General features: G+C 41.1%; 35 protein-coding genes. 3 read left to right on the forward strand and 32 right to left on the reverse strand.

The annotated features are described in order from the left end of the window. Positions 1–40: 40 nt before the first annotated feature. Entirely contained in the window at positions 41–955 is a 915-nt protein-coding gene (locus V7K62_RS04195) for a DUF6602 domain-containing protein (RefSeq protein WP_334861991.1), read from the forward strand. Between the two features lie 207 nt (positions 956–1,162). On the opposite strand, the gene V7K62_RS04200 is transcribed toward V7K62_RS04195, so the two are convergent. The 13 genes from V7K62_RS04200 to V7K62_RS04255 form a co-directional block, all read right to left on the reverse strand. Next, the gene (locus V7K62_RS04200) at positions 1,163–1,627 is read right to left on the reverse strand and encodes an SMI1/KNR4 family protein (protein WP_334861993.1); all 465 of its coding nucleotides are present in this window, start codon (positions 1,625–1,627) and stop codon (positions 1,163–1,165) included. A gap of 14 nt (positions 1,628–1,641) precedes the next feature. Continuing rightward, positions 1,642–1,833 (reverse strand): deaminase domain-containing protein, encoded by a 192-nt coding sequence (locus V7K62_RS31460; RefSeq protein WP_442937223.1) that lies wholly within the window; start codon positions 1,831–1,833, stop codon positions 1,642–1,644. After that, positions 1,775–2,173 carry a type II toxin-antitoxin system VapC family toxin gene (locus V7K62_RS04205; RefSeq protein WP_334861995.1) on the reverse strand — a complete coding sequence of 133 codons (399 nt, stop codon included), beginning with the start codon at positions 2,171–2,173 and terminating at the stop codon, positions 1,775–1,777. Before V7K62_RS04205 ends, V7K62_RS31460 begins: the two co-directional genes overlap by 59 nt. Further along, the gene (locus V7K62_RS04210) at positions 2,170–2,415 is read right to left on the reverse strand and encodes a type II toxin-antitoxin system Phd/YefM family antitoxin (protein ID WP_334861997.1); all 246 of its coding nucleotides are present in this window, start codon (positions 2,413–2,415) and stop codon (positions 2,170–2,172) included. Before V7K62_RS04210 ends, V7K62_RS04205 begins: the two co-directional genes overlap by 4 nt. A gap of 41 nt (positions 2,416–2,456) precedes the next feature. Beyond that, positions 2,457–2,747, reverse strand: coding sequence for a 2Fe-2S iron-sulfur cluster-binding protein (locus V7K62_RS04215; RefSeq protein WP_334861999.1), 291 nt, complete (start codon positions 2,745–2,747; stop codon positions 2,457–2,459). Positions 2,748–2,783: 36 nt separating this feature from the next. Next, the gene (locus V7K62_RS04220; RefSeq protein WP_334862001.1) at positions 2,784–3,971 is read right to left on the reverse strand and encodes a P-aminobenzoate N-oxygenase AurF; all 1,188 of its coding nucleotides are present in this window, start codon (positions 3,969–3,971) and stop codon (positions 2,784–2,786) included. A gap of 39 nt (positions 3,972–4,010) precedes the next feature. Beyond that, the gene (locus tag V7K62_RS04225) at positions 4,011–4,916 is read right to left on the reverse strand and encodes a ferritin-like domain-containing protein (RefSeq protein WP_334862003.1); all 906 of its coding nucleotides are present in this window, start codon (positions 4,914–4,916) and stop codon (positions 4,011–4,013) included. Further along, complete coding sequence (locus V7K62_RS04230; RefSeq protein WP_334862005.1) at positions 4,900–5,958, reverse strand: aromatic ring-hydroxylating dioxygenase subunit alpha; 1,059 nt, start codon at positions 5,956–5,958, stop codon at positions 4,900–4,902. Before V7K62_RS04230 ends, V7K62_RS04225 begins: the two co-directional genes overlap by 17 nt. Positions 5,959–6,073: 115 nt before the next feature. Next, positions 6,074–6,814, reverse strand: coding sequence for a hypothetical protein (locus V7K62_RS04235; RefSeq protein WP_334862007.1), 741 nt, complete (start codon positions 6,812–6,814; stop codon positions 6,074–6,076). A gap of 425 nt (positions 6,815–7,239) precedes the next feature. Further along, entirely contained in the window at positions 7,240–8,244 is a 1,005-nt protein-coding gene (locus V7K62_RS04240; RefSeq protein WP_334862009.1) for an aromatic ring-hydroxylating dioxygenase subunit alpha, read from the reverse strand. Further along, positions 8,231–8,650, reverse strand: a complete 420-nt coding sequence (locus tag V7K62_RS04245) for an Mpo1-like protein (RefSeq protein WP_334862011.1) — start codon at positions 8,648–8,650, stop codon at positions 8,231–8,233. The genes V7K62_RS04240 and V7K62_RS04245 overlap by 14 nt, the downstream gene beginning before the upstream one ends. Before the next feature lie 614 nt (positions 8,651–9,264). Further along, on the reverse strand, positions 9,265–10,932 hold the full coding sequence (locus tag V7K62_RS04250) for a DUF262 domain-containing protein (protein WP_334862014.1): 1,668 nt from the start codon (positions 10,930–10,932) through the stop codon (positions 9,265–9,267). A gap of 17 nt (positions 10,933–10,949) precedes the next feature. Next, positions 10,950–11,096 carry a hypothetical protein gene (locus V7K62_RS04255; protein ID WP_334862016.1) on the reverse strand — a complete coding sequence of 49 codons (147 nt, stop codon included), beginning with the start codon at positions 11,094–11,096 and terminating at the stop codon, positions 10,950–10,952. 100 nt (positions 11,097–11,196) lie between these two features. Here V7K62_RS04255 and V7K62_RS04260 point away from each other — a divergent pair, with 100 nt between their 5' ends. Together V7K62_RS04260 and V7K62_RS04265 are read left to right on the forward strand one after the other, a co-directional pair. Further along, positions 11,197–11,538 carry a type II toxin-antitoxin system RelE/ParE family toxin gene (locus tag V7K62_RS04260; protein WP_334862018.1) on the forward strand — a complete coding sequence of 114 codons (342 nt, stop codon included), beginning with the start codon at positions 11,197–11,199 and terminating at the stop codon, positions 11,536–11,538. Positions 11,539–11,542: 4 nt separating this feature from the next. Then, a complete protein-coding gene (locus V7K62_RS04265) occupies positions 11,543–11,857 on the forward strand; it encodes a helix-turn-helix domain-containing protein (protein WP_334862020.1) in 315 nt (104 codons plus the stop codon). A 55-nt stretch (positions 11,858–11,912) separates the two neighbouring features. Here V7K62_RS04265 and V7K62_RS04270 read toward each other — a convergent pair whose 3' ends face one another. The 19 genes from V7K62_RS04270 to V7K62_RS04360 form a co-directional block, all read right to left on the reverse strand. Further along, complete coding sequence (locus V7K62_RS04270) at positions 11,913–13,619, reverse strand: N-acyl-D-amino-acid deacylase family protein (protein ID WP_334862022.1); 1,707 nt, start codon at positions 13,617–13,619, stop codon at positions 11,913–11,915. Between the two features lie 21 nt (positions 13,620–13,640). After that, entirely contained in the window at positions 13,641–14,060 is a 420-nt protein-coding gene (locus tag V7K62_RS04275) for a retroviral-like aspartic protease (RefSeq protein ID WP_334862024.1), read from the reverse strand. After that, a complete protein-coding gene (locus V7K62_RS04280) occupies positions 14,053–14,313 on the reverse strand; it encodes a hypothetical protein (RefSeq protein WP_334862026.1) in 261 nt (86 codons plus the stop codon). Before V7K62_RS04280 ends, V7K62_RS04275 begins: the two co-directional genes overlap by 8 nt. A gap of 141 nt (positions 14,314–14,454) precedes the next feature. Beyond that, positions 14,455–14,835, reverse strand: a complete 381-nt coding sequence (locus V7K62_RS04285) for a PIN domain-containing protein (protein WP_334862028.1) — start codon at positions 14,833–14,835, stop codon at positions 14,455–14,457. A gap of 9 nt (positions 14,836–14,844) precedes the next feature. Continuing rightward, entirely contained in the window at positions 14,845–15,105 is a 261-nt protein-coding gene (locus V7K62_RS04290) for a hypothetical protein (RefSeq protein WP_334862030.1), read from the reverse strand. Positions 15,106–15,197: 92 nt separating this feature from the next. After that, entirely contained in the window at positions 15,198–16,127 is a 930-nt protein-coding gene (locus V7K62_RS04295) for an OST-HTH/LOTUS domain-containing protein (RefSeq protein ID WP_334862032.1), read from the reverse strand. 88 nt (positions 16,128–16,215) lie between these two features. After that, positions 16,216–16,551 (reverse strand): XisI protein, encoded by a 336-nt coding sequence (locus V7K62_RS04300; protein WP_334862034.1) that lies wholly within the window; start codon positions 16,549–16,551, stop codon positions 16,216–16,218. Between the two features lie 48 nt (positions 16,552–16,599). Further along, positions 16,600–16,734: an element excision factor XisH family protein gene (locus tag V7K62_RS04305; protein ID WP_334862036.1), complete on the reverse strand. Its 135-nt coding sequence runs from the start codon at positions 16,732–16,734 to the stop codon at positions 16,600–16,602. Between the two features lie 13 nt (positions 16,735–16,747). Next, positions 16,748–18,070 carry a glycosyltransferase gene (locus V7K62_RS04310; RefSeq protein ID WP_334862038.1) on the reverse strand — a complete coding sequence of 441 codons (1,323 nt, stop codon included), beginning with the start codon at positions 18,068–18,070 and terminating at the stop codon, positions 16,748–16,750. A 128-nt stretch (positions 18,071–18,198) separates the two neighbouring features. Further along, positions 18,199–18,750, reverse strand: a complete 552-nt coding sequence (locus tag V7K62_RS04315; protein ID WP_334862040.1) for a hypothetical protein — start codon at positions 18,748–18,750, stop codon at positions 18,199–18,201. 113 nt (positions 18,751–18,863) lie between these two features. After that, complete coding sequence (gene metX / locus V7K62_RS04320; protein ID WP_334862042.1) at positions 18,864–19,943, reverse strand: homoserine O-acetyltransferase MetX; 1,080 nt, start codon at positions 19,941–19,943, stop codon at positions 18,864–18,866. Positions 19,944–20,183: 240 nt separating this feature from the next. Next, a complete protein-coding gene (locus V7K62_RS04325) occupies positions 20,184–21,488 on the reverse strand; it encodes an O-acetylhomoserine aminocarboxypropyltransferase/cysteine synthase family protein (RefSeq protein WP_334862044.1) in 1,305 nt (434 codons plus the stop codon). 280 nt (positions 21,489–21,768) lie between these two features. Then, positions 21,769–22,065: a hypothetical protein gene (locus V7K62_RS04330; RefSeq protein WP_334862046.1), complete on the reverse strand. Its 297-nt coding sequence runs from the start codon at positions 22,063–22,065 to the stop codon at positions 21,769–21,771. Next, positions 22,062–22,760 (reverse strand): glutathione binding-like protein, encoded by a 699-nt coding sequence (locus V7K62_RS04335; RefSeq protein WP_334862048.1) that lies wholly within the window; start codon positions 22,758–22,760, stop codon positions 22,062–22,064. The genes V7K62_RS04330 and V7K62_RS04335 overlap by 4 nt, the downstream gene beginning before the upstream one ends. A gap of 112 nt (positions 22,761–22,872) precedes the next feature. Further along, positions 22,873–23,649: a class I SAM-dependent methyltransferase gene (locus tag V7K62_RS04340; protein WP_334862050.1), complete on the reverse strand. Its 777-nt coding sequence runs from the start codon at positions 23,647–23,649 to the stop codon at positions 22,873–22,875. A 34-nt stretch (positions 23,650–23,683) separates the two neighbouring features. Beyond that, positions 23,684–24,373, reverse strand: a complete 690-nt coding sequence (locus V7K62_RS04345; protein ID WP_334862052.1) for an SDR family NAD(P)-dependent oxidoreductase — start codon at positions 24,371–24,373, stop codon at positions 23,684–23,686. A gap of 53 nt (positions 24,374–24,426) precedes the next feature. Further along, complete coding sequence (locus V7K62_RS04350; protein WP_334862054.1) at positions 24,427–24,933, reverse strand: endonuclease domain-containing protein; 507 nt, start codon at positions 24,931–24,933, stop codon at positions 24,427–24,429. Positions 24,934–25,244: 311 nt separating this feature from the next. Then, a complete protein-coding gene (locus V7K62_RS04355) occupies positions 25,245–25,544 on the reverse strand; it encodes a ferredoxin (protein ID WP_334862056.1) in 300 nt (99 codons plus the stop codon). Between the two features lie 82 nt (positions 25,545–25,626). Continuing rightward, positions 25,627–26,517: a uroporphyrinogen-III synthase gene (locus V7K62_RS04360; RefSeq protein ID WP_334862057.1), complete on the reverse strand. Its 891-nt coding sequence runs from the start codon at positions 26,515–26,517 to the stop codon at positions 25,627–25,629. Positions 26,518–26,806 lie beyond the last annotated feature (289 nt).

The raw sequence follows: 26,806 nt of genomic DNA on the forward strand, positions 1-26,806 counted from the left end.
TTATCTAGAATTGTCTGGTCAGAACAATCAAGAGGACTAGATGGCTGAATTCCATGTATCTCAATTGCTCAAGAGTGTTGGAGAACAAATGCGTATAGCATTGCAACAAAAATTGATTTCACATCCAGGAGAACTGGGAACAGGACGTGAGGAAGTAATTCGAGATTTTCTTCGGAAGCATCTACCCAAACGTTTTGGTGTATCAACTGGTTTTGTTTTTGACGCTCATGGAAAGGTTAGCCGTCAAATAGATGTCGTAATCTACGATGCATCCTTGTGTCCTTCATTTGAAGCTGTTGGCGGTAAGATGTTTTTCCCGTGCGAATCAGTTGTAGCTGTGGCTGAGGTTAAATCTCAGTTAACTTCTACAAAGATAGTAGCAGAGGCTTACGATAATATTCGATCTGTGAAAGAACTAGATCGAAGTGCAGGTGATAAAAATTTATCAATCACAGATGGTCATCCAATTGATCAAAGGCACAATCACTTGGATCAAATATTTACATTCTTGATTGTCACCGATCAATGTGTAAGTGCAAAAAGTATGCGAGAGACACTCTTCTATTACAATCGTGATTATCCTCGCTATCAATGGGTTAACCTCTGTTATTACTTTGATCACTACTTAATTACATACTGCTGTGAAGATGAAGTCTGTCCTAACCCAATGGATGCATACGCTATCAGTTGCCTTGAAAACCAGCCTTCTGAACTGCTACTTTTAAGATTCTACAAATTACTAGCTAGAGCTATTGAAGTTACTAACGTCAGCAAATTCGCTTATTGGGAATACTTAAATGCTTCAGAGTCATGGAAAGCTTTCTCTTATCCATTTGATAGCATGATGCCCTATGATGTCTGGGTTCCACCTCATATGTCTTACAGACCTGGAGAACCTGGATATCAAGAGACAGATCCTTATGCCCCAAGCAGGGACTCAACAAACGCAACATGATAATACATTGGAGCCACTTGTTGAAGCATATTTTTCCTGATGTAAAGGTGAACTGCCTACCTTGGATTTAGTCTTTACACAGCTAAAGTGCTAAAACTTTCTAGTGAGTAGGTCGGTTTGACGTTAGGAAACCCAACATTTCCCAAAACTGACAAGTGCGATATTAGGTAGTAGAAAAGCTCATTGTCAAATTGATGCGGCAAATATCTAACTCGCTAGAAACATCGAAGATTTTAAATATAGCTCTATTTCCACCGCTAGAAAGTCACTAAACGTATCATGGCTTTTGACAAAATAAGGCTCTTGTTGGCCTTCGCAATATGAGTAAGTTGGTGGGTTATTGCCTTCCGAAAGCTTGAAAAAGCTAAACTGATAACCCTGGTGCATGAAAAATACAAAAGCATCCTCTGGCAAAGCTTCAGGAAAATCATTTTCTACCAAAAGTTCTTTAGCCCATTCTTGAATTTGTGGTAGATGGTGGTAGAAGCAATCTGAACCACGCAAAAACTTACCTGCACCATGCCCCATCATCTTGAGAAAGTCTTTGTAATTACTCGGCAGAGTAATACCATTTTGTCGTTCAAATTGAATTATTTCCAAATCTGAACATGGCAAAAGCTGATTCTCGTTAACAATAAGCTGAAGTGGTTCGGGTAAATTGCGAATTGACATTTATACTGGCTCCTTTACGCAATGTTTCCGTGATGTATATTTAGCCGAATATTCGGGAAAGTTTGCCTAAACTGCTTAATGACATACTCACAGGAATCACATGGCTCTCTCTCCGTGAATAACTCAATTTTACACTGAAGTAAAATTTTACGATTTGGCAGCCCAAAGCAGGGAAATATCGTATTTATTGAACATTGAATCGGCACTGACAAGCGTCATTTCTTCTATCTGAGCCTGTGCAATCAACATTCTGTCAAAAGGATCTCGATGATGCAACGGTAAAGCAGCCGCTTGTAAAGCATGAGACGCTGTAATTTCCAGCGCTCGCACTCCCAACTGTGCCATCCGACTAGAAATATAACTGTCTAAAGGATCTGCTAGTGGCAACTTGCCGATAGCAACTTTTATACCTATTTCCCAAATACTGGCAACTGATAGCCATAATTCATTGTTTTCATCGGCAATGTGTGCGATTGACTCCTCATTTAAACGCTCTGGTTGGGCAAACCACCATAACCAACACTGCGTATCTAGCAAAAGTTTCACTCCTCACTGCCCTCAAATGCCGCCAACATCTCATCTGGTAAAGGAGCGTTAAAGTCTTCTGGCACTAGAAAACGCCCTTTATCCTGTCCTAAACTATCGCGGCGATTTGATGAGGTGCGAAACGGAACCAACTTGGCAATAGGAATGCCTCTGTCAGAAATAATGATTTCTTCTCCATGCTCTACCCGTAACAAAAGCTGTGAGAGATTCGTTTCAGCTTGATGGATATTTACAGTTTCCACGATTTTATTCAACTAAGCCTTTAAACTAAGTTTAACTAAATTTATCCTTCCATCATACGAATTTCAATATTGCCTGTAACGTCAACCTGACAAGCTAACCGCGCATGAGGAGTATTAGGTGCTAATGTCTCCAGCATTTCCTGTTCATCAAGTTGAGGAGGAGGAATATCACCAATAACCTCAACTAAACAAGTGCCACAAATACCAGTCCGGCAACCAAACAAGACAGGTGAATTCTGAATTGTGAGATGTTCAGATAAATTTTCATGACATTCCAAACTGATAGGAACAAAATCACTTCCAGGAAAAGATATTTTACATAAATCAGCCATAATAAAAAACACTGTTACCTAAACAACACTCTCCCATTATTCTTTGCGGCTTTGCGCCTTTGCGTCAGATAAAAATAAATCCTCTCGGTGTTCAAAACCTGAAAAAGCCCTTTTTTGATTTGCCAAATATCGAGAAATTGAATTAGTACCCATCAGAGACATATCCCGATTACGTTGCCAAATATAATCAAGTTTTTCAACATACACTTGATAAGATTTCATCGCCTCCTGATGAGTTGAAAAACTGCGCTGTAACCCTTCTGACTCTTCTGTAAAACAACGCCGGATCATTTCTTTAGCATCTTTGTCACTCATCTCAAAAATTGGCGATCGCAACACCCCATAAATATTGCTATACAGCGCCGGATCGTACCAGAATATCCCGTTTATCGCCGCCGAAAAATGAAAATGATCGCGCTGACATCCCAGCAATCCTAAATTAGCAACCAGTCCCTCAAAAGCAGTCGGTGGCTGAAGGCAGGTGATAACATCGTGAGATATAATAGTCGAACTATTGAAGTGAAAACTTTCATCCAGAAAGTGATAATAGGAGACTTTCGCCGGAATTGGAGCAGCTTCAGGATGGGGATGTTTTTGATAATAATTGCTGAGTTTGTGCTGTACTAACTTGCCATTTAGTGTCCGTACTCCCCGCACAGTAAAATACTGACAAGCCAAAAAAGTATTATTCGCAGAAATTAACCCAAAGTATTGAAGTTGAATTTTTTTCCACCAAGTTTTTAGAGCATTGGTGTCAGCATAAACCATCGTTTCTGTAAAGGGGCCGCGCATGGGGTAGGTAAAGATAAGTTCCCCAAACAACGCTTGTTCAACCTGTTTGGCAATCGTGCGGAAGGCGTTAATGTGCGATCGCTCTTGGGCGGATTCCAAATCTAATGTATCGCAGATTAACCGAAAATCCTCTTGAGCGTAAAGTCCGGCTGCACTGGTTTGATTGAAAAAGATAGTTGCAATTTCAGCAGAAACAATTTGTGAGTAGTAAGCTACCCAGTAAAGTTGGTTCAAAATTATACGCTGATGTTGGCTGGACTGTTCCCATAAAGGTGTACCATATAGCAGCGAAAATTCCTCTGGGTTCCAATACTCATTTTGACAATCTTCATAGCGAAAATTGTTAACTGCTTCATCCATTAAAGCAGTATGATCTTGCTGTTTGTTGCGGGTGTGGTTAATTTGTAATTTGCGATGAATAGTTTTTTCCATATCCGTTTTTATTTCACGCAGAGATAAGATTGATATTTATTACACACATTGATGGGCGGGGAGGGGTTCAAAGGCTCCGCGTTCTTCTAAATTTTGCAGGATAGACTGGGCTGATGTTCCTCCCATGAGCGATCGCAATATTTGTAATCGCGTTCCGCTGTGAGTCTCTGTATCTAGTTCTTCTAAAATTTGGATTTTTTGCGATCGCGTCAGATGTCCTTTCACTTGTTCGATTGCTGCTAGTAAGCTTTGTGGCCCCACCTGTACCATAAATAAAAACTGTGCCAATACATGAAGAATTGTTGTTTGACTGAATGCTGAAACAGTAATTTGGTTAAACAAGGTGGTTCCCGTAGCGTGATGACGGGATTCAGATTGTAAAAAACTGCAAAAAAGTTCTGCTAAAACTGGATAGCGGCATTCCTTCGCTAAACGCCGATAATGGCTTAAACCCCATCCTTCTAAAACGACTTGCAGCACAAATAACAAAACTGTTTTATCTGCACTTTCAACCACTTCTGATAGTAAGCGCACAAACGGATCGCCCGTGCTATTTACTTCCATTTCTGGTAAAAAATGGCTAATTTGGTGAAGGTGGGTAGCTTCATCAGCCGTAAATAATGCATAAAGCATTCGTTCTTCAACTGTTTCTGCTAACAGTACCATTTTTGCCATGTAGCCAACGCCTGCTTTCTCAATGAAATATGATTCTTCTAACAAACTGCGGTTGGCAAGTTCCAGAATAGCAGATTTTTCATTAATATTAGATTGCTGAAAAATTTTAATTTTATGTAAGTTGAAAAATTCAGCATCCCAATAATTTAATTGTGGGTAAAGAGCGTAATTATTTTGATTAGGTAATGCTGCTGTTAATATCCGTCGTAAACGGTCATCAGAATCTCTATGCGGTAAGTCAAAACCGACAATGTTATATTTTAAATCCATTTTTTTCGTTTTCAACTATGGTTTGAATATTTGGATAATTAACAGTGTCCCAAGTTCCCCAGTTTAAGGCTTTCTGGTGATTGACGTGCTGAATAAATTGCAGAATAGACTGATCTGCTTTGGTAGGAGTCTTCAAATCAAACTGAATTGTTTTAAATACCTGTGTATCCCCTTTTGCGAAGTAATTACCAACCTGCTGAGTTAACCATAACAAACCACGATTTAAAACCCATCCCCAAAATCTCGGACGCTTGCGAGTGACAAGAATTGTTTGCCCTTCTGTTTTACCACCTTCGATCATTCGCAGTGTAAATATAATGTAGAAGTGCAGAAAATCCGGGCCTAGCGTCACAGCGCCAGTGCTGCCATACCAGTAACACATAGTATAAGTAACTTCGTTGCGGTAGAAAGGACGAATCAGGTGGATTAACCAGGAATCATCCCCTCCGCGTGTAGTGTTGCTGAAGGTAATAGCGTTGGGGTTGAGGTCTTGGGAATCAAATACAATCTCTAAGGGCAAATTGTGTACTGTATTAAAATGGTGAGCATCAATTGCATTAATTAGTAAGACATTGGGATGGCAGTTATTGACAAACCGAGTACCCAATATATAATCGCAATCTGCCTGTTCTAATTCTGGTACAAAGGGCAGTAAACTTGGTTTTTCTTCTCCCACCCAAACCCAAATCATGCCGTACTTTTCCGCCGTCTGCCAAGTTTTAATACACACAGGTAGCGGTTTTCCGAGAGAAGGAACATCTACACAAATTCCGCGACTGTCATACTTCCAATTATGAAAAAAGCAGCGAATTCCATCACCTTCTACTTTACCTTCTGCTAGATGAGCGCCCATGTGAGGGCAATAAGCATCCACCACCACCACTTCACCACTGACTCCCCGATAAATTGCCAAATTTCTACCTAGCAGCGTTACAGCTTTTACCTGGCTAACTTTTAATTTTCTTGATGGTAATGCCCAGTACCATCCCTCCACAAATTGCGTTGGATTGTTAAAGTTTGAATCTAGGTTGGTAGAATGCATAAAATATCACCGATGCTCGTTAAAATTGATATATAGAGGTAGGCAGGAAAAGTGATTAGTAGCTTTATTAAATGCCTTATCTAGCGCAATTTTTTTGAATTGCTATGAGGAAAAATTAAATAAGAACAGGATCTTGTACAGATTCTAACAATGATTTTGATCGCCACATCCGTTGTCCAGCAAGGGTAAGATTGTCATAGTTAATTTCAGTTAAACAAACCAATTCATCCCCTAATCGATAGTCGGGGTTTTTTTCCTCGAAAAATTGGATATGGGGATTAGTTTGTCGTCCTGATGGAATTTCAATCAACCCTTCCCGTAAAGTTTGGGGATGCGGAAACCGGACAATACCAGTTGCTTCTTGGTATAAGTTACCATAATATTCCTCTGCCAAATTCCCCATTAGATGCTTAACATCAGCAGGTGTTGTGACATCATAACGGGGGTAGAAATTTTGCCAAAAGGTAGGGAGAAAACGATAGGTGCGAAAACCAGAGCAAATTAGCAGCCAGTAAAGTTTATTTTCTGCATAGTGTTGACGCAGAAAATTGATGGCGGCAATCCAACTACGTGGTAATGTTGTACTCGACCAAGCACTAGGATCAACGATAGTGTCGCCGGAATATACCACACTAATTTTTTCTCCCAAAAAAGTCTTTTGGCATAACATCAAAGTTGAAAATCCTTTGAGTGTATTGGATGTTTCATCTCTCAACAACAAAACCCAGTTTTTGCGCTGTAGATCAATTTGAAATCCATCCCAGGTTATACCTTTAAAGTGATTTTGCAGCAGCGCATACATGGCGGTGCGATCGCTTGGTTGCAACTTTTGAACAGGAATCAGCAAACTTTTCATTATTCGTAAATTACTTAGACTCGATTTGTATTATATTTAATTAAAACCTGATTGACCATTCTGGTAAATTTACAGTGTAATACGACAGATTCCAGAATGGTTATCTATACTACAATTCCGTATTCACATCTTGAACCTTCTCAATCAGGGTTGATGGAAATTGCCCACTCTACAAAATAATTAAGATATAGGTTAGAGGATGTATGAAATGTCTTAAAGTATACTAAAACCCCTCTGCAAACCTCTCCCCGCAACGGAGAGAGGCTTTGAAACCCCCTTTACCTTGTAGGGAAGGGGGCTAGGGGGTTAGGTTTCCGAGGCTTAGATGTTAGCAATAATACTTTTAAAACAACCTCTTAGATTGAGAAACAAAACTCAACATTGTCAAAGCTTTTGTTGGGTTACGCTGTTGCTAACCCAGGCTACTATTCTACACCCCTATTTTTTGACCATCGAGACGGTTTTAGCTGGTTTACATACTCCATATATTGAGCTAATGGCCGATCAATACTAAGGAGCAACTTCGGATTAAAGCGAATATTGTCGTAAATCTTGCCATCTTCATCTCTGAGCATATAGTAAGCCAAGCGAGTACAGAATAGCAAAAACTGACTTAGCAGATATCCCACAATACCTTGACGTTTTTCAGTTACATAAATCGGTTGAATTATCGTTTTTCCAGGTGCAATTGGAGTATAAGCATATATCATAAAAAGTGGTGGGAAAAGCCGGACATCTTTCATCATTGTTAACAAACCAATGCAACCATGAGCATAACGCATTGAATACTGATATGTAGAACCAATAAATCTTTCAGCTAACTTTTCTCTCCAAGTAGTTTGAGGGAATTGTCCCCGCATTGTAAAGTCAATTTGCGTCCCTAATTCGCTTTGATGTAGCGATAAATCCATTTTGATATCTAAATGATGAATTGTTTTTAAATGTTGAGCATCAATCCCATTCATCATACAAATATGATGATGGCAATTTCTGGCAAATGCGTTATCAGCTTGTGTAACAATTTCTTGACCTTTCAATTCATCAAAATCAGCTACTCTCTCTGGTGCTTTAGCATCTGGATAAATCCAGATAAATCCATACTTTTCTTCTGTTGCATAAACTTGTAATTTAGCTTGAGTAGGAATTTCTGATTGACAAGGAATATTTTGACAAATCCCTGTTTCATCAAATGCCCAATGATGAAATGTACAACGAATCCAATTACCATCAACCTTGCCAATTCCTAAATCTGTCCCCAAATGAGGGCAGTAAGCATCCAAAGCCCGCACTTGCCCATCTTCACCTCTAAAAATGGCAATTTTCTGACCGCATAATTCTACAGATTTTGCTGTTTTTTTAGGTATTTCATGACTAGGACAGGCAATATACCAACCCTTAGCAATGACATTCCAGTTGTTAAATATTTGCATAATTTTTTGATAGATAATTATTTAATATTTTTTGTCGTTGGCGCATATCATCTTGATATTTACCCATAAAAATCCTGATTAACATTTTACCCAAACAGTAAGAAGCCCGCCATGAAAATACAGCATCTTGTAAATCAATATGGCTACGCTCAAATAAAATATGTCCGATTAATCCCACCAATTGAGTTAAGGGTAAGCCCAAGAGTAACCAAAAGTTTTGCAATTTCCAAGTATAAAAGAGTAAACTGTAAAAAAAGAATATTCCGAGAATGTGTAGAGTAATATTAATTGGATGTTGATGTTTAAGAATAAAAATATCCCAATAGTCTGTAAAAGGATGATCCAGAATTTGATTATTAATCCGATTTCTCAACTTTTCTTGAGGATTAGAATTTATATTACTCATAAGAGAGTTTGTGACAAAGCCATAGAATTTATCTATTAATAGTCATTATCAGCCACACAAATACCTTTACATTTAATACCGTTCGTAGCAGTACGCTGGCAATGAGAACATAAAACTTTTTCGTTTTCTGTTTCTTGATTTATCTCTATACTAGTGCTTGCCTGTAGCTTGTCTTTTTCGGTCTGAAGTTTTTCACTCATAAGAATAGAGGAATTTTTCACGGTTTAAATTTTACAAGTCATTACTCATTATTCATATTTTGTCGCTTTTTTCTGGTCATTATTAAAGCGATCGCACTCATGAAAAGATGTGTGAAAAGATACGAGTGTGTAATATTTGACTCATTTTTCTAACTATAATGCGAATCATGGTGACGTAGATGACAGCTTCCGTTGTTTATGGCAATTAATTCCTATTATTTACTAAACTGCCAACACCAATCAAACCAGGCTAAGTGCGCTCCAGCCTGTTATTGCTCTTCCATCTGTCTTGGAAACATTAACGAATTTTCGGTGTTTCAGCTAACGAGAAATTAAGGTTTTACCCCAGAGTGATAGAAGAGGGTTATTGTAGGAAGTTTTAACTCGGTAAGAAAGTTTAATCAGGAATTATATTTAATCCAAGGGACTTAGCCAAATATCATTGGCCATAAGTAATAAACTCTTTGCTCGTTCCTCAATTTCTGACGTTCCCCAACTGGTCTGCTGAAGAATCCAACGGTTTAACTCGATATGAGTATTTTGGAGTTTAGCTTTCTTCTGTGAAAAAGGGAGGTTGCCCAACTCGGAGTTATAACTAGTCAGAGTCAAGTTGCCGAATGTATTAACCAGGTTGTCACGTATTTTCTCTGGTTCTGAACCTAGCTCATTTCTCCATTCCTGAGTCAGCGTTTGAGGTAGAACGTGTTCTATTGTTGCAGTTGAAAGATCCACAGTTTCTTTATGTTTAAAAGATTTTTCAAGACGGCAAAGGATAAAACGAGTACTTTCACGTCCATACTGTGGTTGAGTCATAAAGGCTGCGGCGAACTCAGTATCTTTCGGAAAACGACTCTTAGCACCACCTGATGACAAATAACCGTGCAACCATTTGAAATGATCCGTGTTCGGAAAGTTTTTAGCCCACTGGATAAACAGTTTGTTTAGAGGACTAGTCGGTACTCCACAAACAGCCCGCCGAACTACGAAAGACTCGATCAATTCAAGGCATTTCTCCAATTCAACATCGCTGAGATGACCATTCTGGCGAGCATCAAACAGGCGGAGCAAGAGCGGATAAGAAGTTCTTACTTTAAGTTCTTTAATATTCTCTAAGCAGTCACGAATGCTTCCTGTTCTTTCTTGGTTTGGCAAAAGGAATCTAGCATAAAACTCTCCAAACCTTTGCATAGAATGAACTTCTGCTTCAACTTCTTCTGTTGATTTCATACTTTTCAGCTTCGCCCTGGTAGCTGCGTAAATGCCACCTTGCTTGATATCATACCCATCCTTCATTATGTAATGGCGAAGAAATTCGGTGAGGTTGGATTTAAGCATACTCTCAAGTGGAATCCAATATTTTGAGTAAACCCGTTCCTGCTCTCCACCAGCAGAAATTGAGTGACGGAAGCGCATCAGGAGATAATTCCTCACTAAGTCAGCTTGGGTGAGTGGCTCGCCCTTGAAATTCAGACTCTCAAAAATTAAATACGGATCATCGTCGTCACCAAGGTTGATCATTACAATTTGGAGACATTTCTCCAGGGTAATTAAGACTTTAGCAGCAACTATGGACTTGTCGTTAAGGTCAGTGCTTTTGGTCAGCTTGTCTTTAAAAAAGTGATAGGCAGCAGCCATCCGAACATCCTTGCTTTTTGGCGGAATCTCACGGTCAAGGGCAATGGTACGGTACACATCCCGGTCTGCCTGGGTTGGCACAAACTTTAAGGTGTCCTCCGGATCACGGAAGCGATTGGTCAGGTAAACCTCCTGTATTCGTGAGGCTGAATTTGAATCAAGACAATCACGTAGGACGCACAAGAGTAACGACACGGTTGTCAGGCGCTGTTGTCCATCAATGATGAGATACTTACTAACTCCCACAGGCACACTGCGCGCTGGGACAGAGACAATCGCCCCCATAAAGTGGGTTCCATTATCGCCCTCTTCATACTGCACCATCAGATCATCCCAAAGGGTTTGCCAATTGTTCTCAGTCCAGCTATACGGGCGCTGAAAGAGAGGAATTAGATTTTGTTTTTCACCGTTGAAATACTGAATAACTTTAGCGGGCGAGGCTTCCATTGTGTTTATTTGTCCTATTAATCTACGAAACTTACATACTTCAGATGATATTCCGAACCGCGCTTAACTATCCGAGGTTCACCATCGAAAACTGGATCTGATATCTGCACCTGCGGACTAATTGGCTGACTTAAAGCATTGGGATCAAATAAAACTATATCCATTTAGTGCCAAGAGTCCGATCGCTGTAGGTATCGCTCTAAAGATAAAGTTCCCTTTAATCGGTATATTATATCGATATATCAGATATGATATAAATACAGGATGGGAGATCAAAGTAAGCCTTTAGTTTGGCTGCATGGTGAAGTTAAAACCCCACCTTTCAGTCAAGAAGCACGCATAGAAGCGGGTGTTCTGCTCAGACAATTACAGGAAGGTGAATCCCTTGGGTTGCCACATTCACGCCCTATGCCAAGTATAGGAATTCACTGTCATGAATTACGTATTCGAGATGCAGATAAAAACTGGAGGATCATTTATCGAATTGATGACGATGCAATCTTGATTGTTGAAGTCTTTAATAAAACAACGAGAACAACATCCAAAAAGATAATTGAGGTTTGCAAAAAGCGTCTGAGCAAATACGATAACGATCAACAGGAGTAATGCAATGGAGCAAGCTAAGAGAGAACATTTGGAATCTAAAGGCTGGAAAATTGGCACAGTTTCAGATTTTTTGGAGTTAACACCCGAAGAAACTATCCTTGTTGAAATTAAGCTAGCTCTCAGCCAAAACTTGAAAGAGCGTCGGCAAAAACTGATGACTCAAAGTGAACTCGCTGCTAAGATTAGTTCTAGCCAGCCTCGGATTGCTAAAGCTGAAAATGGCGATGCTTCAGTATCAATTGAATTGCTGATTCGGGCAATGTTAGCAACAGGTGCAACTCCTCAAGATATTGGGCAGGTGATTGCTGATGTGGGGTAAAAGCAATTCAATGCTAAACTCTCAAACTTCTGTTTGCACCTGTGCGTGAGATAATTCAACAAGGAAACAAAACACTTCCCAACTTTTCACGCCCCAAGCGATCGCTCACCTCACCCCCACAAACAACTCTAACCCCATTAATATAAACAGCTTGCACAATCTCATCCGAACCACGCTTAACCATCCGAGGTTCACCATCTAAAACTGGATCTGATATCTGCACTTGTGGGCTAATTGGCTGATTTAAAGCATTGGGATCGAGTAAAACTATATCCGCTTTCGCACCAACTTTCAGAACTCCTGTATCCAGACGAAACCAACCAGCAGGTTCTCCAGTAACGCGGCAAATCGCAGCTTCCGGTGAAAGAAATTTCGTTGCAACTGCTTGTTTGAGCAAAGACAAAGCCCCATCATAGTAGCCCAGATTACGGACGTGAGCGCCAGCATCGGTAAAACCAGGGAAAATATGAGGATGCTGCATCATCGCTAAACGGGGTTTTAGGCGATCGTTCGCTCCTGTCGCCACCCAGCGTAAATCTGTGTCGTATTTTTGTAATGCGTGGATAAATAAATCTACTGGTTCTTGTTGCTTTTGACGAGCAATTTGGGCAAAACTTAACCCTTGCCAACTTGCTTCGGGACAATCAATAACTTCCATCAAATCTAACTGCCGATGGAATGATTTACGCCATTTACTCAGCCATTCTTGGCGAAACTGACGACGAAAAATTTCCGATGCCCATAGTTGTTGCCTTTCCTCTCGTGACTGACAGCCATTGAGTTGTGCGCCTGTGGAGAATTCTTCAAATAAGGGAGTCACAGATCCATCAGAGTAAATGGTGAAGGGTTCGGTTAGGGTTTGAAAGCGCACATTACCATTTAGAAGCCGATTCCAAATAAAAAGTAGGGGGGAAAATATTCGCCATAGTTTGCGATCGTGTACGGCATCCAAGGCAGAGAGGACAGTTAGCCGCAGGGGTTTTTGTCCAATCCCTGAACCCATACGCAGAATATCCACAAAGGAAGCAAGTCGTTGTAAATTGGGTGTGACTTGAAAAACGCGATCGCACTGCCGACACAAATCCGCTAACATTGCATATTCTTTAAATTTCGCGTGTTGAGAGGGAATTGTGCAACCTTGCCATTCTCCACTCATCCGATGCCAAGGAAACATATCAATAGAAATGCCAATAAAGCCAGCCTCTAAAGCATCTCTGGCTATGCGCTGCATAAGATTTAGTTCAAATTTTGTCGGCTGAACGGTTAAGCTGCGTTCTAATCCCATCACATGAGCGCGTAAGGCACTGTGTCCAAACATTGGGGCAATATTGGGGCCAAGGGGTAACTGTTGCAAATGCTGTAAATATTCTGCTGGTGTCTGCCAGGAAACCGACTTTTGTAGCCATTTTGCAATCAGCCGATGGGAAAGTGTCTCTACCCTCTGAAAAATATCAGCCAGGATTTGGGGTTCTGCGATCGCCACAGACAAGCTACAGTTACCAATAACTACGCTGGTAACACCATGACGAACCGATTCGCTCAATCCTGGTGCAATTTCTAACTCTAAATCGTAATGAGTATGAATATCTATAAATCCAGGTGTCACCCATAACCCAGAAGCATCAACCACTTCACGCGCTGGGGTAGTTAAGGAGGGTGCAATGGTGACAATCCGACCGTTTTCAATGCCGATATCTCCGCGCACAGGTGGAGAGCCTAAGCCATCGAAAATTAACCCATTTTGAATCAGCAAATCTAGCATAATTGTTTGTTTTTCTAACCGCTATGATTTTCTTAGATGTACTTCAAAAGATAAATCTGTGCGGTAAAAACATACATCAAACTCTGCAAAAAAATTTGTATGTCCGAGTATCAGAGGTACTTCCCTAGATTCTGTCCAAGCAAATGCCAGAAGAACGGGTGAAAACTCGGCAACTGTAGCTGATAGCACTAAACCGCGTGCTTCCATTTGAGCCAGATTACCGCTTAACTGCACTGGAACTGTTTGTTCCTCCCAAATTACTCCTAGTTGCAGACCAATTTCATAAGGTAAAACATTGACACTTGCACCTGTATCCAGTAACGCCATAACTTCCAAAGAGCGGTTTCTGTAGGTCAACATTAGTGGCAAATAAGGCATTATGCTGGATATACCAAAGCTATTGTTCCGCTCAATAAAAGGAAATCTTTTGCTATTAAGCATTTCCTTCCTGCTTTGCTGCCTTAAGAAGTTCAGACAATGTTTCAGCAGCTTCATAAGCCTCATAGGGAGACCAGACAACTGCTTCAGTAGAGGCTAGTTGCTTTAGGAGTAAGTTTTCTCGATTTTGTTCATCGGTTGATTCTAACTCGCAACCATCTTCTCTAGCAACCTCTCGCAATAGAAAATGTATAAGGCGTAACTTGTCTTGGTGTGATAGTTGACTAACAGCAGGAAGCAGTTCATTTAGAGGCATACTGGTACTCTCAAATGGGAGTTTATTGCCATTATAGGCTGGGAATTTATTAGAAATGAACCCAAATAGTAATGTTTGGGAATCACCGTTGCTTTAGTCCGGTGAGGATGTCAAGCTAGCCTCATATCTTCAATTTCCACTTCAGCGTGTGTAAGGTTGTGCTGTAGTAAGGTGAGGTATAATTCTGTAATGTTTGATGTTGAAAGTACATAGCGTAGCTCCTCTGCCAACAGCGCAAGCGGCAATCAAAGCATCAAGTAAGCCTAAATTATCTGATAGGTGATAGCTGGTGAAATTTGATAGAGCAAGCGCACAGTCAGTTTCAGTAGGCCAAATCACGGGTAGAGGAGCAACGAGCTTAAGAGTATTACGAACTCGTTGGGTATTTTGAGCATTTTGGATGAGTTCCATAACAACAAAGCCAGGAATGCTCGGTACTTCTGGAAGGCTGGCAAACCAAGCAATTGCAGGAGTGTGACCGCGCTGAATGTCAATCAGAATGTCTGTATCCAATAAGTACATTAAACTTACCTATGATTGCTCCCGTATTTCAGCCTGATGGCGCAACTCACGAGCATAGGCTTGACTATCAGTAATATCCGGGCGTGAATTGATTACACCTTCGTTTTGCCAGTATGTAACAATTTCTGCTCCAGTTTTGGGTAAATTATCTACAGATTTTCTTGTAAATAAAATACGTAAAATATACTCGGATAAGGGTAAATTGAGTTGAGAGGCTTCGGTGTGAAGTTCGTTTTCTAGTTCTGATGGTAAATTCAGGTTAATACTCATCTCGCTCTTTTGTCTAGTTGTGATTCTAAATTGATTGTAGCTTTAGCGGAAAAAGGATTTGCTGGGGTTGTTTTGAAATAGCGATCGCAACTTCAGCGCATTTCATGATTTTCTTGATAAACCCGAAAATAAACTTTAGATTTACTCTGTTTTTTGTTTTTGTATTTTTTAAATTCAAACAAATTAGATATTTTGATTATTTCCAGAATATTCTTAAAGCCATAATCATCAGGTTTTATTTCTGGGTAGTCTGTTTTTAGACGTTGTTCACAAATAGATAAAGAAATCCATCCATCTTGATTTGCGATATCTGCCCCAATACAAATCAATGCACGAACTATTTTAGTATTTTGCCATAATTTACTTTTTTCTCCTTTCGGGTTAACTACAGAAGAATCGTTTTTATTCAAATTACTTTTTGTCTGGTAATCAAAACGTTCATCAAGATTATTGAGAAATTCTATTTCAAGAGAACCGCCTGCTCTTGTCAAGGATTCATTCAAGAGTGAATACATATTATTTAAACTATTCTGATACTTGTTCATGTCATCTATATTCTCGACATTTTCGTATAATAATATATGTGCAGAAATTAAAATTGGATCAAAAATATTATTGATGTCTTGTATTGTTTTTCTATATTCCTGTAAAAAGTGTATTCCTCGATCTATTCCTTCCTCTGTATTTAGATTAAAGCCTGGTAATTTCACAAGATGATGAATCACAGTATTTCTATCATTGACAAATTTATTAATTAAACCTTCTGCATTATTATTTAAGAAAAATTGTCTTTCTTTTAAATACTTGAAAATACAACCAAGTGTTCTTTTTTGTAAAATCTTCTCTCTCGCAAAAAAATCTTCTTCGGTAATTTCAGAGAATACATCGTCACTATTATGAGGGATAAATTTACTAAGCTTTTTCAGCTTATATTCAATTGTTTGACCTTCATAAACACTTATTCCAATTAACATGAAGTATTTCTTCTGTTTTTTGATAAGATTATCTGATTCTTCAATCATAATTTATCCACCCAAATGCTCAGTTTTCACTCAGTGCGTAGTTTATCGCCGTAGGCATCGCTCATTCTTCCGATTTACTTGGTTAAACTTATGCAACAGCATATCCCGTATATTGCCTAACATTTTGTGGGTGAAATCCTAAAACAATTTTATCTTTAGGAATTCCAGCAGCTTCTAATTCGTAGGTAACACCATCTTCTGTATCATCGCGTTGTACCCAGATTTTGCCATCAATAATGTCAATATGAATTAAGCAACCGTGAATTCTTTTAGCACCATCCCAACCAAAAGTTATCAGCAAATAGCTGTCATTTTCGCTATCAAAGACTGTTTTACATTCAATAAGTGCGTAAGAATAAGGAATTTTTGTATAAGGTACTAACACCTCTTTGATGATGCGTCGATAGTTATCTAAGGTATCCATTGGATAATCCTCTCAGTTTCAGGATTGAAAACAAGTAAATTTAGATTTTCACTTTCTATTAAAAGTGTACCAATTGGTTCCTCGAATAAAGCTGTGAAAATGTAGAGGGTCATCTGTAATTATCCAACCTTCTTGAACTAAGGAGTTTTTAACAGCATCATGATAGATATCTTTTGCCGGCATATTAAATATTATTTTATTTGTTACCAAAATCACTGTCAGGATTTTGACCCTGATGTTCAGTTTTCACCCAGGGCGATCGCTCCCTTTGCACACACATCTTTAAAGTTGTTACAATCATCACAGGAATCCAATGCACCATGTATAATGACCCTTGAATTGTTGCCCAAACCAAAGACCATCCTCGTAAACTTTGAAATTGGTAAAGTCCAGCAATAAAGGCAATTGTCAGAATGATGCCCAGTAGTGTTTGAAGTGGTAACAAAACTGGATGATGGCTATAAAATATTGTCCAAAGTAAATCGGGGATTAGTCCAATTGGTAGAAGAAATTGCAATATAAAAAACAAGATTAAATCAATTTCTTTCGCCCAACCTAAAGTAAAAATTTGCGGAAAATAATCCAGGTAACGCTGATAGCTACCTTCAGCCCAACGACAGCGTTGATTCCAAAGTTTTTCCCAAGTAGTTACGCCTTCTTCCTGAATGCATGGAACTGTAACAAACTCAATTTCCGCACCTGCTAAATAGAGTTTGAAGCAAAGATCCAAATCATCGGTGACAGTGTTCTCATTCCAACCTTGACACTTTTCTAATAATTCCCGACGAACTAACATCCCATTACCCCGTAGTTCAGACATTCCACCAATAGCAATGCGATGGGTTTGCAGAAAGCTATCACAGTTCATTTCCATCTGCTGACAACGGGTTAAGAAATTGGTATTAGCATTAGAAATCACTTTTCGCACTTGCACTGCACCGATCGCTTGCTTCTGAAACAAAGGTACTGTTTGCCGGAGAAAATTGGCTCTTAACTGAGCATCCGCATCACAGACTAGGATAATCTCCCCTTGGGTAAAGGGAAACACCGCATTCAACGCGCCTGATTTACCACCTTTTGATTCCCGTCGATGAACTTGTAAAGCTGGAAATTGAGTTTGTAATTCTTTCAAAACTTGGGGGGTTTCATCGGTACTACCATCATCAACAACCCAGATATCGAGGCGAAGCCCGCCGCAGGCATCGCCTACGCTGGGATAATTCAATTGGCATAAGCTGTAAACTAGATTAGCCAAGACTGAACTTTCATTTTTAGCCGGAACTAAAATCGAGACTGGCGGTAAATAAATGTCACTCTCCATCACCGCCGCCTCTGGTTTTGCTACCAGCATCCGTAACGTTTGCACAGTCAGGATTGCCGTTAATCCCAGCATTAACCATTGTGTTTCTGGTAGCCAGTGCAGCAAACTCACGCTACCCCACACCAATAAAACTACTATGGTTGCTTTGAGACGGTGATGAAAGCTAATTTTACTGGGCTGATAGGTGCTTCTTCCCACTTTATTTGCTATATCTTTTCGGTTTGTTCCTTAGAGGTTGTTTGAAAAGTCCTTAGTGATGTATCAAATACTCTTAGATCCCCCTAAATCCCCCGATAAATTGGGGGACTTTGATTCCGTTTCCCCCCTTAAAAAGGGGGGGCTAGGGGGGATCGATAAGTGACTGAGGTATCCAAAACTTTAGATCCCCCTAAATCCTCCGATAAATTGGAGGACTTTGAGAACGTTATTCCCCCCTTTTTAAGGGGGGCTAGGGGGGATCTAGATACAAGCGTAGACTTTTCAAACATCCTCTTAGTGCTGCGACGTAATAGTAGCATCACCACCGCGCCCAGAAGGAAACCGCCCACACCTGCTGCAACTGCTAGAATCCGCCCCAATTGTTGAGCAGCATTCAACACCGGGTTATCCAGCAGATTGGAGGAGAAATGCAGCGATTGAATTGTCCATTTATCTTGGAGTTTTTGCAGCACTGCTGTCCATCGCAACGCCATATCAGCCGCTTTGCCATCTTTGAAAGAGAGCTTACCCTTACCAATAGCCGCCCGCTGGGTTAACAAAAATAGGTATTTTTCAACGCGCTCAGATACCCGCCGTAAATCTGGTACACTATCTTTTAGTTGGCGCTGTCGCAAAATCTCAACTCCCGCGACTGTCGCCACTCTATAAATTGTTTCCATATACACAAGCTTTAATTTGGTAGCGTTACGGAATTTAGTCCTAACTCACCGAAAATACCTGACGGTGCGTTACGCTGACACGATAACACACCCGACAAAACGAGATTATCGAGTTAGGAAGCTGAGAAATCTAAACTTTGCCGAAAAGAGATCAGCAATTCATTCAATGCAGCCATGTCAATTAAAAATGCATCATGTCCGTGGGTTGACTTCAGCCACGCCAGTTGAGCATTAGGAATTAAATTCGCCAATTCTTGTTGTTCTACTGGAGGATAGAGGATATCAGAATCAATTGCGACAACTAAAGTCGGTTGCTGGATGCTTTGCAGAATAGATTCATAATCTGACAAATCAGGACTGGTGCGATCGCGTGCAACATCGTGGCGATCCATTACGTGGGTGAGGGTAATGTAAGTGTTGGCATCAAATCGTTCTGTTAGCTTTTGACCCTGATGCTGTAAGTAACTGGCTATAGCAAACTGCTCAGATGCATCATACTCGCGTCCAAAGCGGATTGTAAAACTATCCCAACAGCGGTAAGTAGACATCGCCATCATCCGCGCCACTGCTAGTCCTTGGTTTGGGGGCGCATCCAGGGTGTAGTTCCCTCCTTGCCAGTTTGGATCGGCATAAATTGCCTGTCTTTGGGCTTCACTTAATCCAATACACCAAGCTGAATGTCTGCCAGAAACAGCAATGGGTGCAATTCCTTCCACCTTTTCTGCATATAACAACGCCCACTCCAGTGCTTGCATCCCACCCAATGATCCGCCAATTACTAACCGCAGAGATTGAACACCGAGGTATTCTAGTAGTACAGCTTGCAGGTGAACCATATCTCTAATTGTAATCTTAGGGAAGGATACAGCATAAGGCTTTCCTGTAATGGGGTTGATAGTAGTTGGCCCAGTTGTGCCGTAACAACTTCCCAAAATGTTGCTGCATACAATAAAGTCGCGTTCTGGATTGAAGGCTTTCCCTGAACCAAACAAAGGTTCCCACCAATCATCAGCGTCAGCCGAACCAGTTAAGGCATGACAAATTAGTACCCCATTATCGCCTTGAGCATTTAACTGTCCCCAGGTGCGATAGGCAACCTGAACCCCTGTTAATGTTTCGCCCCCTTCTAGTTGAAATGGCACCGTCATCTGGTAAAACTGGGTTTGCGGTGAGATAAAGTCTGAGTAGATCATATCTAGTAGTGGAGAGATGGGGGAGACAAGGAGACAAGGCGACAAGGGGACAAGGGGGACTACTATAGATAGCGCTACAGACCTAACCCCCAGCCCCTTCCCTTGTAAGGAAGGGGGGTAAGATTCAAAGCCTTTCTGCTAAAAGGAGAGAGGAATGGAAGTGAGGTCAAAGTCTATTGCATACAAACGAGAAGCGCTATCAACCCAATTCCCCATTTCCAATTCCCAATTTATTGAAAACTAAATCCTAACTTGTCGGAATGCCTGCTCAAAATCCTCTTTGATGTCGTCGATGTGTTCAATTCCCACTGATACTCGCACCAAATCGGGTGTCACACCTGCTGAAAGCTGTTCGTCATTACTTAGCTGTTGATGTGTTGTGGAAGCGGGATGAATAACGAGGGTTTTCGCATCACCAACATTTGCTAAATGACTCGCTAATTTCAGATGATTAATAAAAGCTTTACCCGCCTCCAGTCCACCTTTGATGCCAAAGTTTAAAACTCCCCCAAAGCCATGCCGGAGATATTTTTTCGCTCGTTCATGATCGGGGTGATTGGAAAGTCCGGGATAATTAACCCATAATATTTGCTCTTGTTGCTCTAACCACCGAGCCAATTCTAGGGCATTGCTCACATGACGATCTACACGTAGAGAGAGGGTCTCTAATCCTTGCAGTAACAGAAAGGCGTTAAATGGACTCAAGGATGGGCCAAAATCCCTTAACCCCTCGACTCTGGCGCGGATAATAAAGGCAATGTTGCCAAAGGAACCATTAGGGCCAAACACTTCTTGGAAATTCAGCCCATGATAGCCGGGTGCTGGCTCAGTAAACAGAGGAAATTTGCCGTTACCCCAGTCAAATTTACCCGAATCGACAATTACGCCACCAATGGAAGTACCATGCCCACCAATCCATTTAGTTGCAGATTCCACTACGATATCTGCACCATGTTCAATCGGTCGAGCTAGATACCCACCAGCACCGAAGGTATTATCCACAATTAAAGGAATGCCGTTTTCGTGGGCAATGTCAGCTAAAGCGGCAAAGTCGGGAATGTTGAATTGAGGATTGCCAATGGTTTCAACATATAACGCTTTTGTGCGATCGTCGATCGCCTGACGGAAACTTTCTGGCTCATCTCCCTCAACAAACTTGACGTTAATACCTAAACGTGGTAAGGCTACTTTAAACTGGTTATATGTTCCCCCATAGAGAAAACTAGTGGAAACGATATTATCCCCAGCCTGAGCGATGGTAATGATTGCCAAGAATTGTGCTGCCTGACCACTAGCGGTTGCTAATGCTGCTACACCCCCTTCTAAGGCAGCAATCCGCTTTTCAAATACATCCGTCGTCGGGTTCATGATCCGGGTGTAAATGTTGCCAAATTCCTGGAGAGCAAATAACCGCGCTCCGTGGTCGGCGTCGTCAAAAACGTAGGAAGTCGTTTGGTAAATCGGTACAGCACGAGCATTAGTTCCAGGAGCCGGCTCTTGTCCAGCATGAACTTGCAGGGTTTCAAAACGATATTGTTCTGACATCAGGAGTTATTTGAGTTTCCAATTATACAAATAAGTAATAATACTAGTTAAGCATGATGTTGGCTCAATCAACGGTAATTTAGAAGACTTACCGTATTTTAACTGGTAGCGCCCAGGATTCCCCATCTTTAACATCACAAGTTGGAGAAAGGGGAAAGCTAAAAACCTTACTTACTTCGTCCTGCGGCGCTAACGCCCGAAGTTAAGCGAAATAATCCGCATCGAAGGTAAAAACCTCGCCCCTAGTGGGCAACCTAATTCATCCCTTTCCCCCTCTTGTTTATTTGGTAAGTACACTACGTTCAATGACCGCGTAGGCGTAGCCCGTCGTAGACATCGCTTCTTTAATAGAAGTGAAGGTATCAAGATCGTGAAACTCAGTCACACCTGGATCAAAGAGGACAGCAAAGATAGCCTCAGCATCCTGCAAGGTTGTCTCACCAAGAAGCAGCATTTCTGTTTCTAATTGAGGAAAGGAAGATGGTGAGAAATCTTTGCTCATAGTTGCAACTGAATGATCTGGGGTTAGAGCTAACTTAGCGATCGCCACAGTGAGAAGATAATTCAAAAGGCTCAAGGCTGAATAGTCTTCGCCGACTGGTTAAATAACAAATTTCGTAACTTATCTGGATCGAGCGCTTCAGTTTTGAATGCTTCTGCTTTTTCGTAGGCGCGAATTGTTGCTGGACGCGCTTTAATTGTCTCAAACCAGCGCTTGAGGTGAGGAAAATCCTCTAGATTCTGACTTTGGATCTCATGGGGCACAATCCAGGGATAAGCAGCAATATCGGCGATGGAATAATCGCCAGCCACAAATTCTCTATCTGCTAGTTGTTTATTCAGTAGTGCATATAAGCGTCCCGTCTCATTCACATAGCGGTTAATCGCATATTCAATCTTTTCGGGAGCATAAGTACTAAAGTGATGATTTTGTCCCGCCATTGGCCCCAGCCCTGCCATTTGCCAAAACAACCATTCTAAAACTTGAGTGCGATTACGTATATCTTGGGGGATTAATTTCCCGGTTTTTTCTGCCAAATATAGCAAGATTGCCCCAGATTCAAATACCGAAATTGGCGCACCTCCATCTGCTGGTTCTTGGTCAACGATCGCAGGCATACGATTGTTAGGAGATATCTTCAGAAATTCCGGCTTAAATTGATCTCCAGCCGCAATATTCACAGGAATTATAGTGTATGGTAAGCCGACTTCTTCCAAGAAAATCGTGATTTTATGACCGTTTGGAGTTGCCCAATAATAAAGTTCAATCATGGTTTTTTTCCTAAAATTGTGCGATTGTTTTCTAGGTTAATAGTGCGTTACAGACACGTCTGCTACTCATATAAGCGCCCATCAACTAGTCCAGATATCTGACACCTCTTAATTACGAATTAGATAGTGGTGATTTTGCGATCGCAGCCCAAACTCGATGGTGAACTTGAAGAATTGGCGTCGGATATTTGGCTGCGAGTAATGTCGCCAATTCCTGGTCAAATACTTCTACCTTTTCTGGTGTCAAGCTGGCTCCCACGCCAGCACTAGCACGAATTCGTCCCCGCCAATCTTCGTGTGTATAACAGACAAATACATCGTAAGAAAATGTGCGGATTTCTCGGAATCCTCCTTCGCCAATATCTTGTAACCACAAGGGATACAATCCATTGCCACCGTCCAGTGTCCACGCGGGATTATGAGCCTTGATCAGTTGTTCTGTTGCTTCAACGACATTACCTTTTAAGGGTATCCAATCAAAATGTGCGATCGCGATCGAGCCATTCCCTCTCAATATACGAGTAATTTCCTGGACGGCACGCGGACGGTCAAACCAATGCCAAGCTTGTCCTGCTGTCACCACATCCGCACTGGCGTCTGGTAACTCGGTATTCTCGGCAGTTGCGACTCGATAATCTACTTTAATTTGGACAGATTCGCTTAACAGTCTGGCTTGTTCTAAAAGTGAGGCTGATGGGTCTATGGCAATTACATAAGCACCTCTATCGGCAAACCCCCGCGCTAGTGTTCCTGTTCCTGTGCCGAGGTCAACAATATTCTGCCCTGGTAAACCTATACCATATTCAGACAGTTTGTTAAATAATGAACTGGGAAAGCCAGCGCGGTATTTTGCATAATCAGTAGCAGTTGCACCAAAATCAATTTTCATACCTGCAAAACTATTTTTGTAACAATTGTCTAGGCTAGAAGTTCTCTACCCACGGACGTAGTTCTACTTCATAAGTCCAAGCACTGCGGGGTTGGCGGAGAATGCTGAGATAAGTTTGAGCGATCGCATCCGGGTCAAGAGTACTATCAGGATTATCTAGTGGATCTTGGCGGCCTGCGGAGCGGATTGCACCATCAATCACAAAATGCGCCACATGGATATTCTTTGGTGCTAATTCTCTAGCAATACTCTGAGCCAAACCGCGTAGTGCAAATTTACCCATTGCAAAGGGAGCAGACAGAGCATAACCCTTAACACTGGCTGAGGCTCCAGTAAAAAATATTGCACCGCCACCTTGCTGCAAAAACCTTTTGGTAGCAGCTTGGGCTACAAGAAAGCCACCATAAGCAGTGACATCTAGGGTTTTTGCCACTTCAGCAGGGTCTAGATCAACAAGAGGCCCCCGCACCCGGAAACTGGGATTGTAAATGACAATATTCGGAGAACCGACTTGATGATCGATATCAATAAATAACTGTTCTACTTCATCTGGCTTTGAGGCATCAGCAGCGAAACTAACTGCTCCAATTTCACTGCTCAATTGAGTGATTTTTTCAATTTGGCGAGCCGCTAAAGCTACGGTGAATCCCTCTTTGGCAAATAGGCGAGCTAAAGAAGCGCTCAGTCCACTACCTGCACCGACAATTAAAGCTGTTGTTGCCATAAATTCAATTCTCCTTAAAATTTTACTTCCCCTTGTCCCCAAGGGAGAAGGGGTTAGGGGATGAGGGCTTGAGCAATTGTATGTAAAACTAACTCGATATTATTAAATATTTGCTCATTACTAAAGCGAATCACAGTAAAATGATTAGATTTTAACCAGTTTTCTCTGATAAAATCTTGAGCCTGCTGATTTGCATGAATACTACCATCTAATTCAATAATTAGTAATTTTTCGTGACAATAAAAATCAGTGATATATTTACCAATATTATGTTGTCTGCGAAATTTTGTATTTAACAAACGTCTATTTCTTAAACATTCCCATAATATTTCTTCTGCTGGTGTTTGTTTTTTTCTTAACTTACGGGCGCGTTCTAATAATAATTTGGGAATTCGCCGATTACTACCAGCTAATTTAGCAATTTCCGCCCTCACCCCTACCCCCTCTCCCTCTGGGAGAGGGGAACAAGATTTATCTTGTTGATATTTATTCTCTTCTTCCTCTTCTCCTTGACTCCCTCTCCCAAGGGGAGAGGGTTGGGGTGAGGGCTGATATTCCATAATTCTGCACCGACAACAAACTCATCTGTCCCCTTATCTTTCCCCTTTTTTATCCAGACTTAGAGCGGTTGTAAGTTTTGGTTAATCTTTCAGACAATGCAAATTACCAAAAAGTTGCTGCACATCTAAACCCATTTGCGATCGCAGCTTAATTTTCACATTTTGCTTAGGGTGACATATACAATAGGGGCTGCTGCCGCCTCCCTGGCTGGCGGCAGCAGCCTAATGAGCAGCATTTTCAGCCAGAGAAACGAGATTTGAAGAGGGTTTGGGCTGAAGTTTACACCAACGCCCTCAACCCTCACCCGCTCTTAAGCGTTAAGCGCTTCCTCTTGATGGGTTTCGATAACGCAATCAGAAAGGGGCCTGGCGACGCAGGTGAGAACCCATCCCGCGTCCATTTGATCGTTGTCTAAGTAGTTCTGATCCGATTGGTCAATTTTACCTGAAATCAGCTTCCCGGTGCAGGTAGAGCAAGAACCAGCGTTACAGGAATAGGGCAAGTCCAGATGATATTCTTCGTTAGCAATCTCTAGGATGTACTCATCATCAGGGACATCAATTATTTGTTCACCGTCTGGGGTACGTAATGTAACTTTGTAAGTTGCCATGTAAAAATTCCTAACTCAATATAAACTCCATTTCCGATACTACGGGTTTATGTGCAGCTAGTCTAGAGTGAAATCTGGTTGATTACTCTATATCCTGAAGCGCTGAATGTGAACTGGAAGTAAGAGTAAAAAATGCTGCGATCGCTTCAGCAAATCCCTCAAATGAACTATAATCCCTAGACACGATAGAGACATTCATTCCCAACTTTTGGGCATTAGCAGTTGTATAAGGGCCAAAACATCCAATAATACAACGTTCATAATCGCTTTGCGAGTTAACCATTGTCAAAAAGCTTTCTACTTCCGCCGTGCTACTAAAGGCAATTACATCAATAATTCCTTGACGCATCAGGTTTAATTCCATACCGTAGATAGTTTTGTCTAAACCCTGCGTAATATATATGGGTACGCGAGTTACTTCCATACCCAATTTCTGCAAATCCTCAATTAAATTGGGTACAACATCAGGCTCAGGCAAACCAACAACTTCTGGAGCAGGTATCAGCACTTTTTTGTCGTGAATTTGCGGAAGTTTCCCTAATTCAGTCACAATTCCGGCTGGACTAGATTCTGTTGGGATTAAATCCACCTGGCTACAAAAAGACAATAAGTGTTCTGCATCTTTTCCTAAAGCACATAAGTGACATTTTTGTACCACAGATACAGGAATATCTAAATCATTCATCCGGTGAAAAAATGCAGTGATGCCATTTCTACTGGTGAAGATGATCCAATCAAATTTACCTATGTTGTTTAGAGCAGTATCTAACTTAGTGTAGTTTGATAAATAACAAGTTTCGATAGTAGGCATGAGAACAGGTAAACCACCTTTTTTGATGATTTGTTCAGATAACCTATAAGCATAATTTCTCGGTGCTGTTACTAAAATTCTCTTGCCATAGAGAGGTAATTCTCTAGATGGAGTAAGCCGGTTGATTTTTCTGGATTGGGTGGGCATTTGTTTATCTCCCATTTGATTGCTATTCCACCTTAGAATGGGCGTTGCTAAATGTATAGCGGTTTTCAGGTACGCTAACATCTCTCATTTGGATACACACAATTACACAAAATTATTCATACAGCGTATTTCAGGTAAATGAAGTACACAGGTAGGGGCACAACATGTTCATTGGTGTCAACTTAAGCTGAAACTCCTTTAAAACCTCGTTTCCAGCCGGAGACTGGAAATGCTGCTCCTAGCGGCTCTGCCGCCAGCAAGAGAGGCGGAGCCTCTAGGACGACATTCCCAGTCGGAGACTGGG

Source organism: Nostoc sp. (genome assembly GCF_036917935.1).
Lineage (GTDB): Bacteria > Cyanobacteriota > Cyanobacteriia > Cyanobacteriales > Nostocaceae > Nostoc.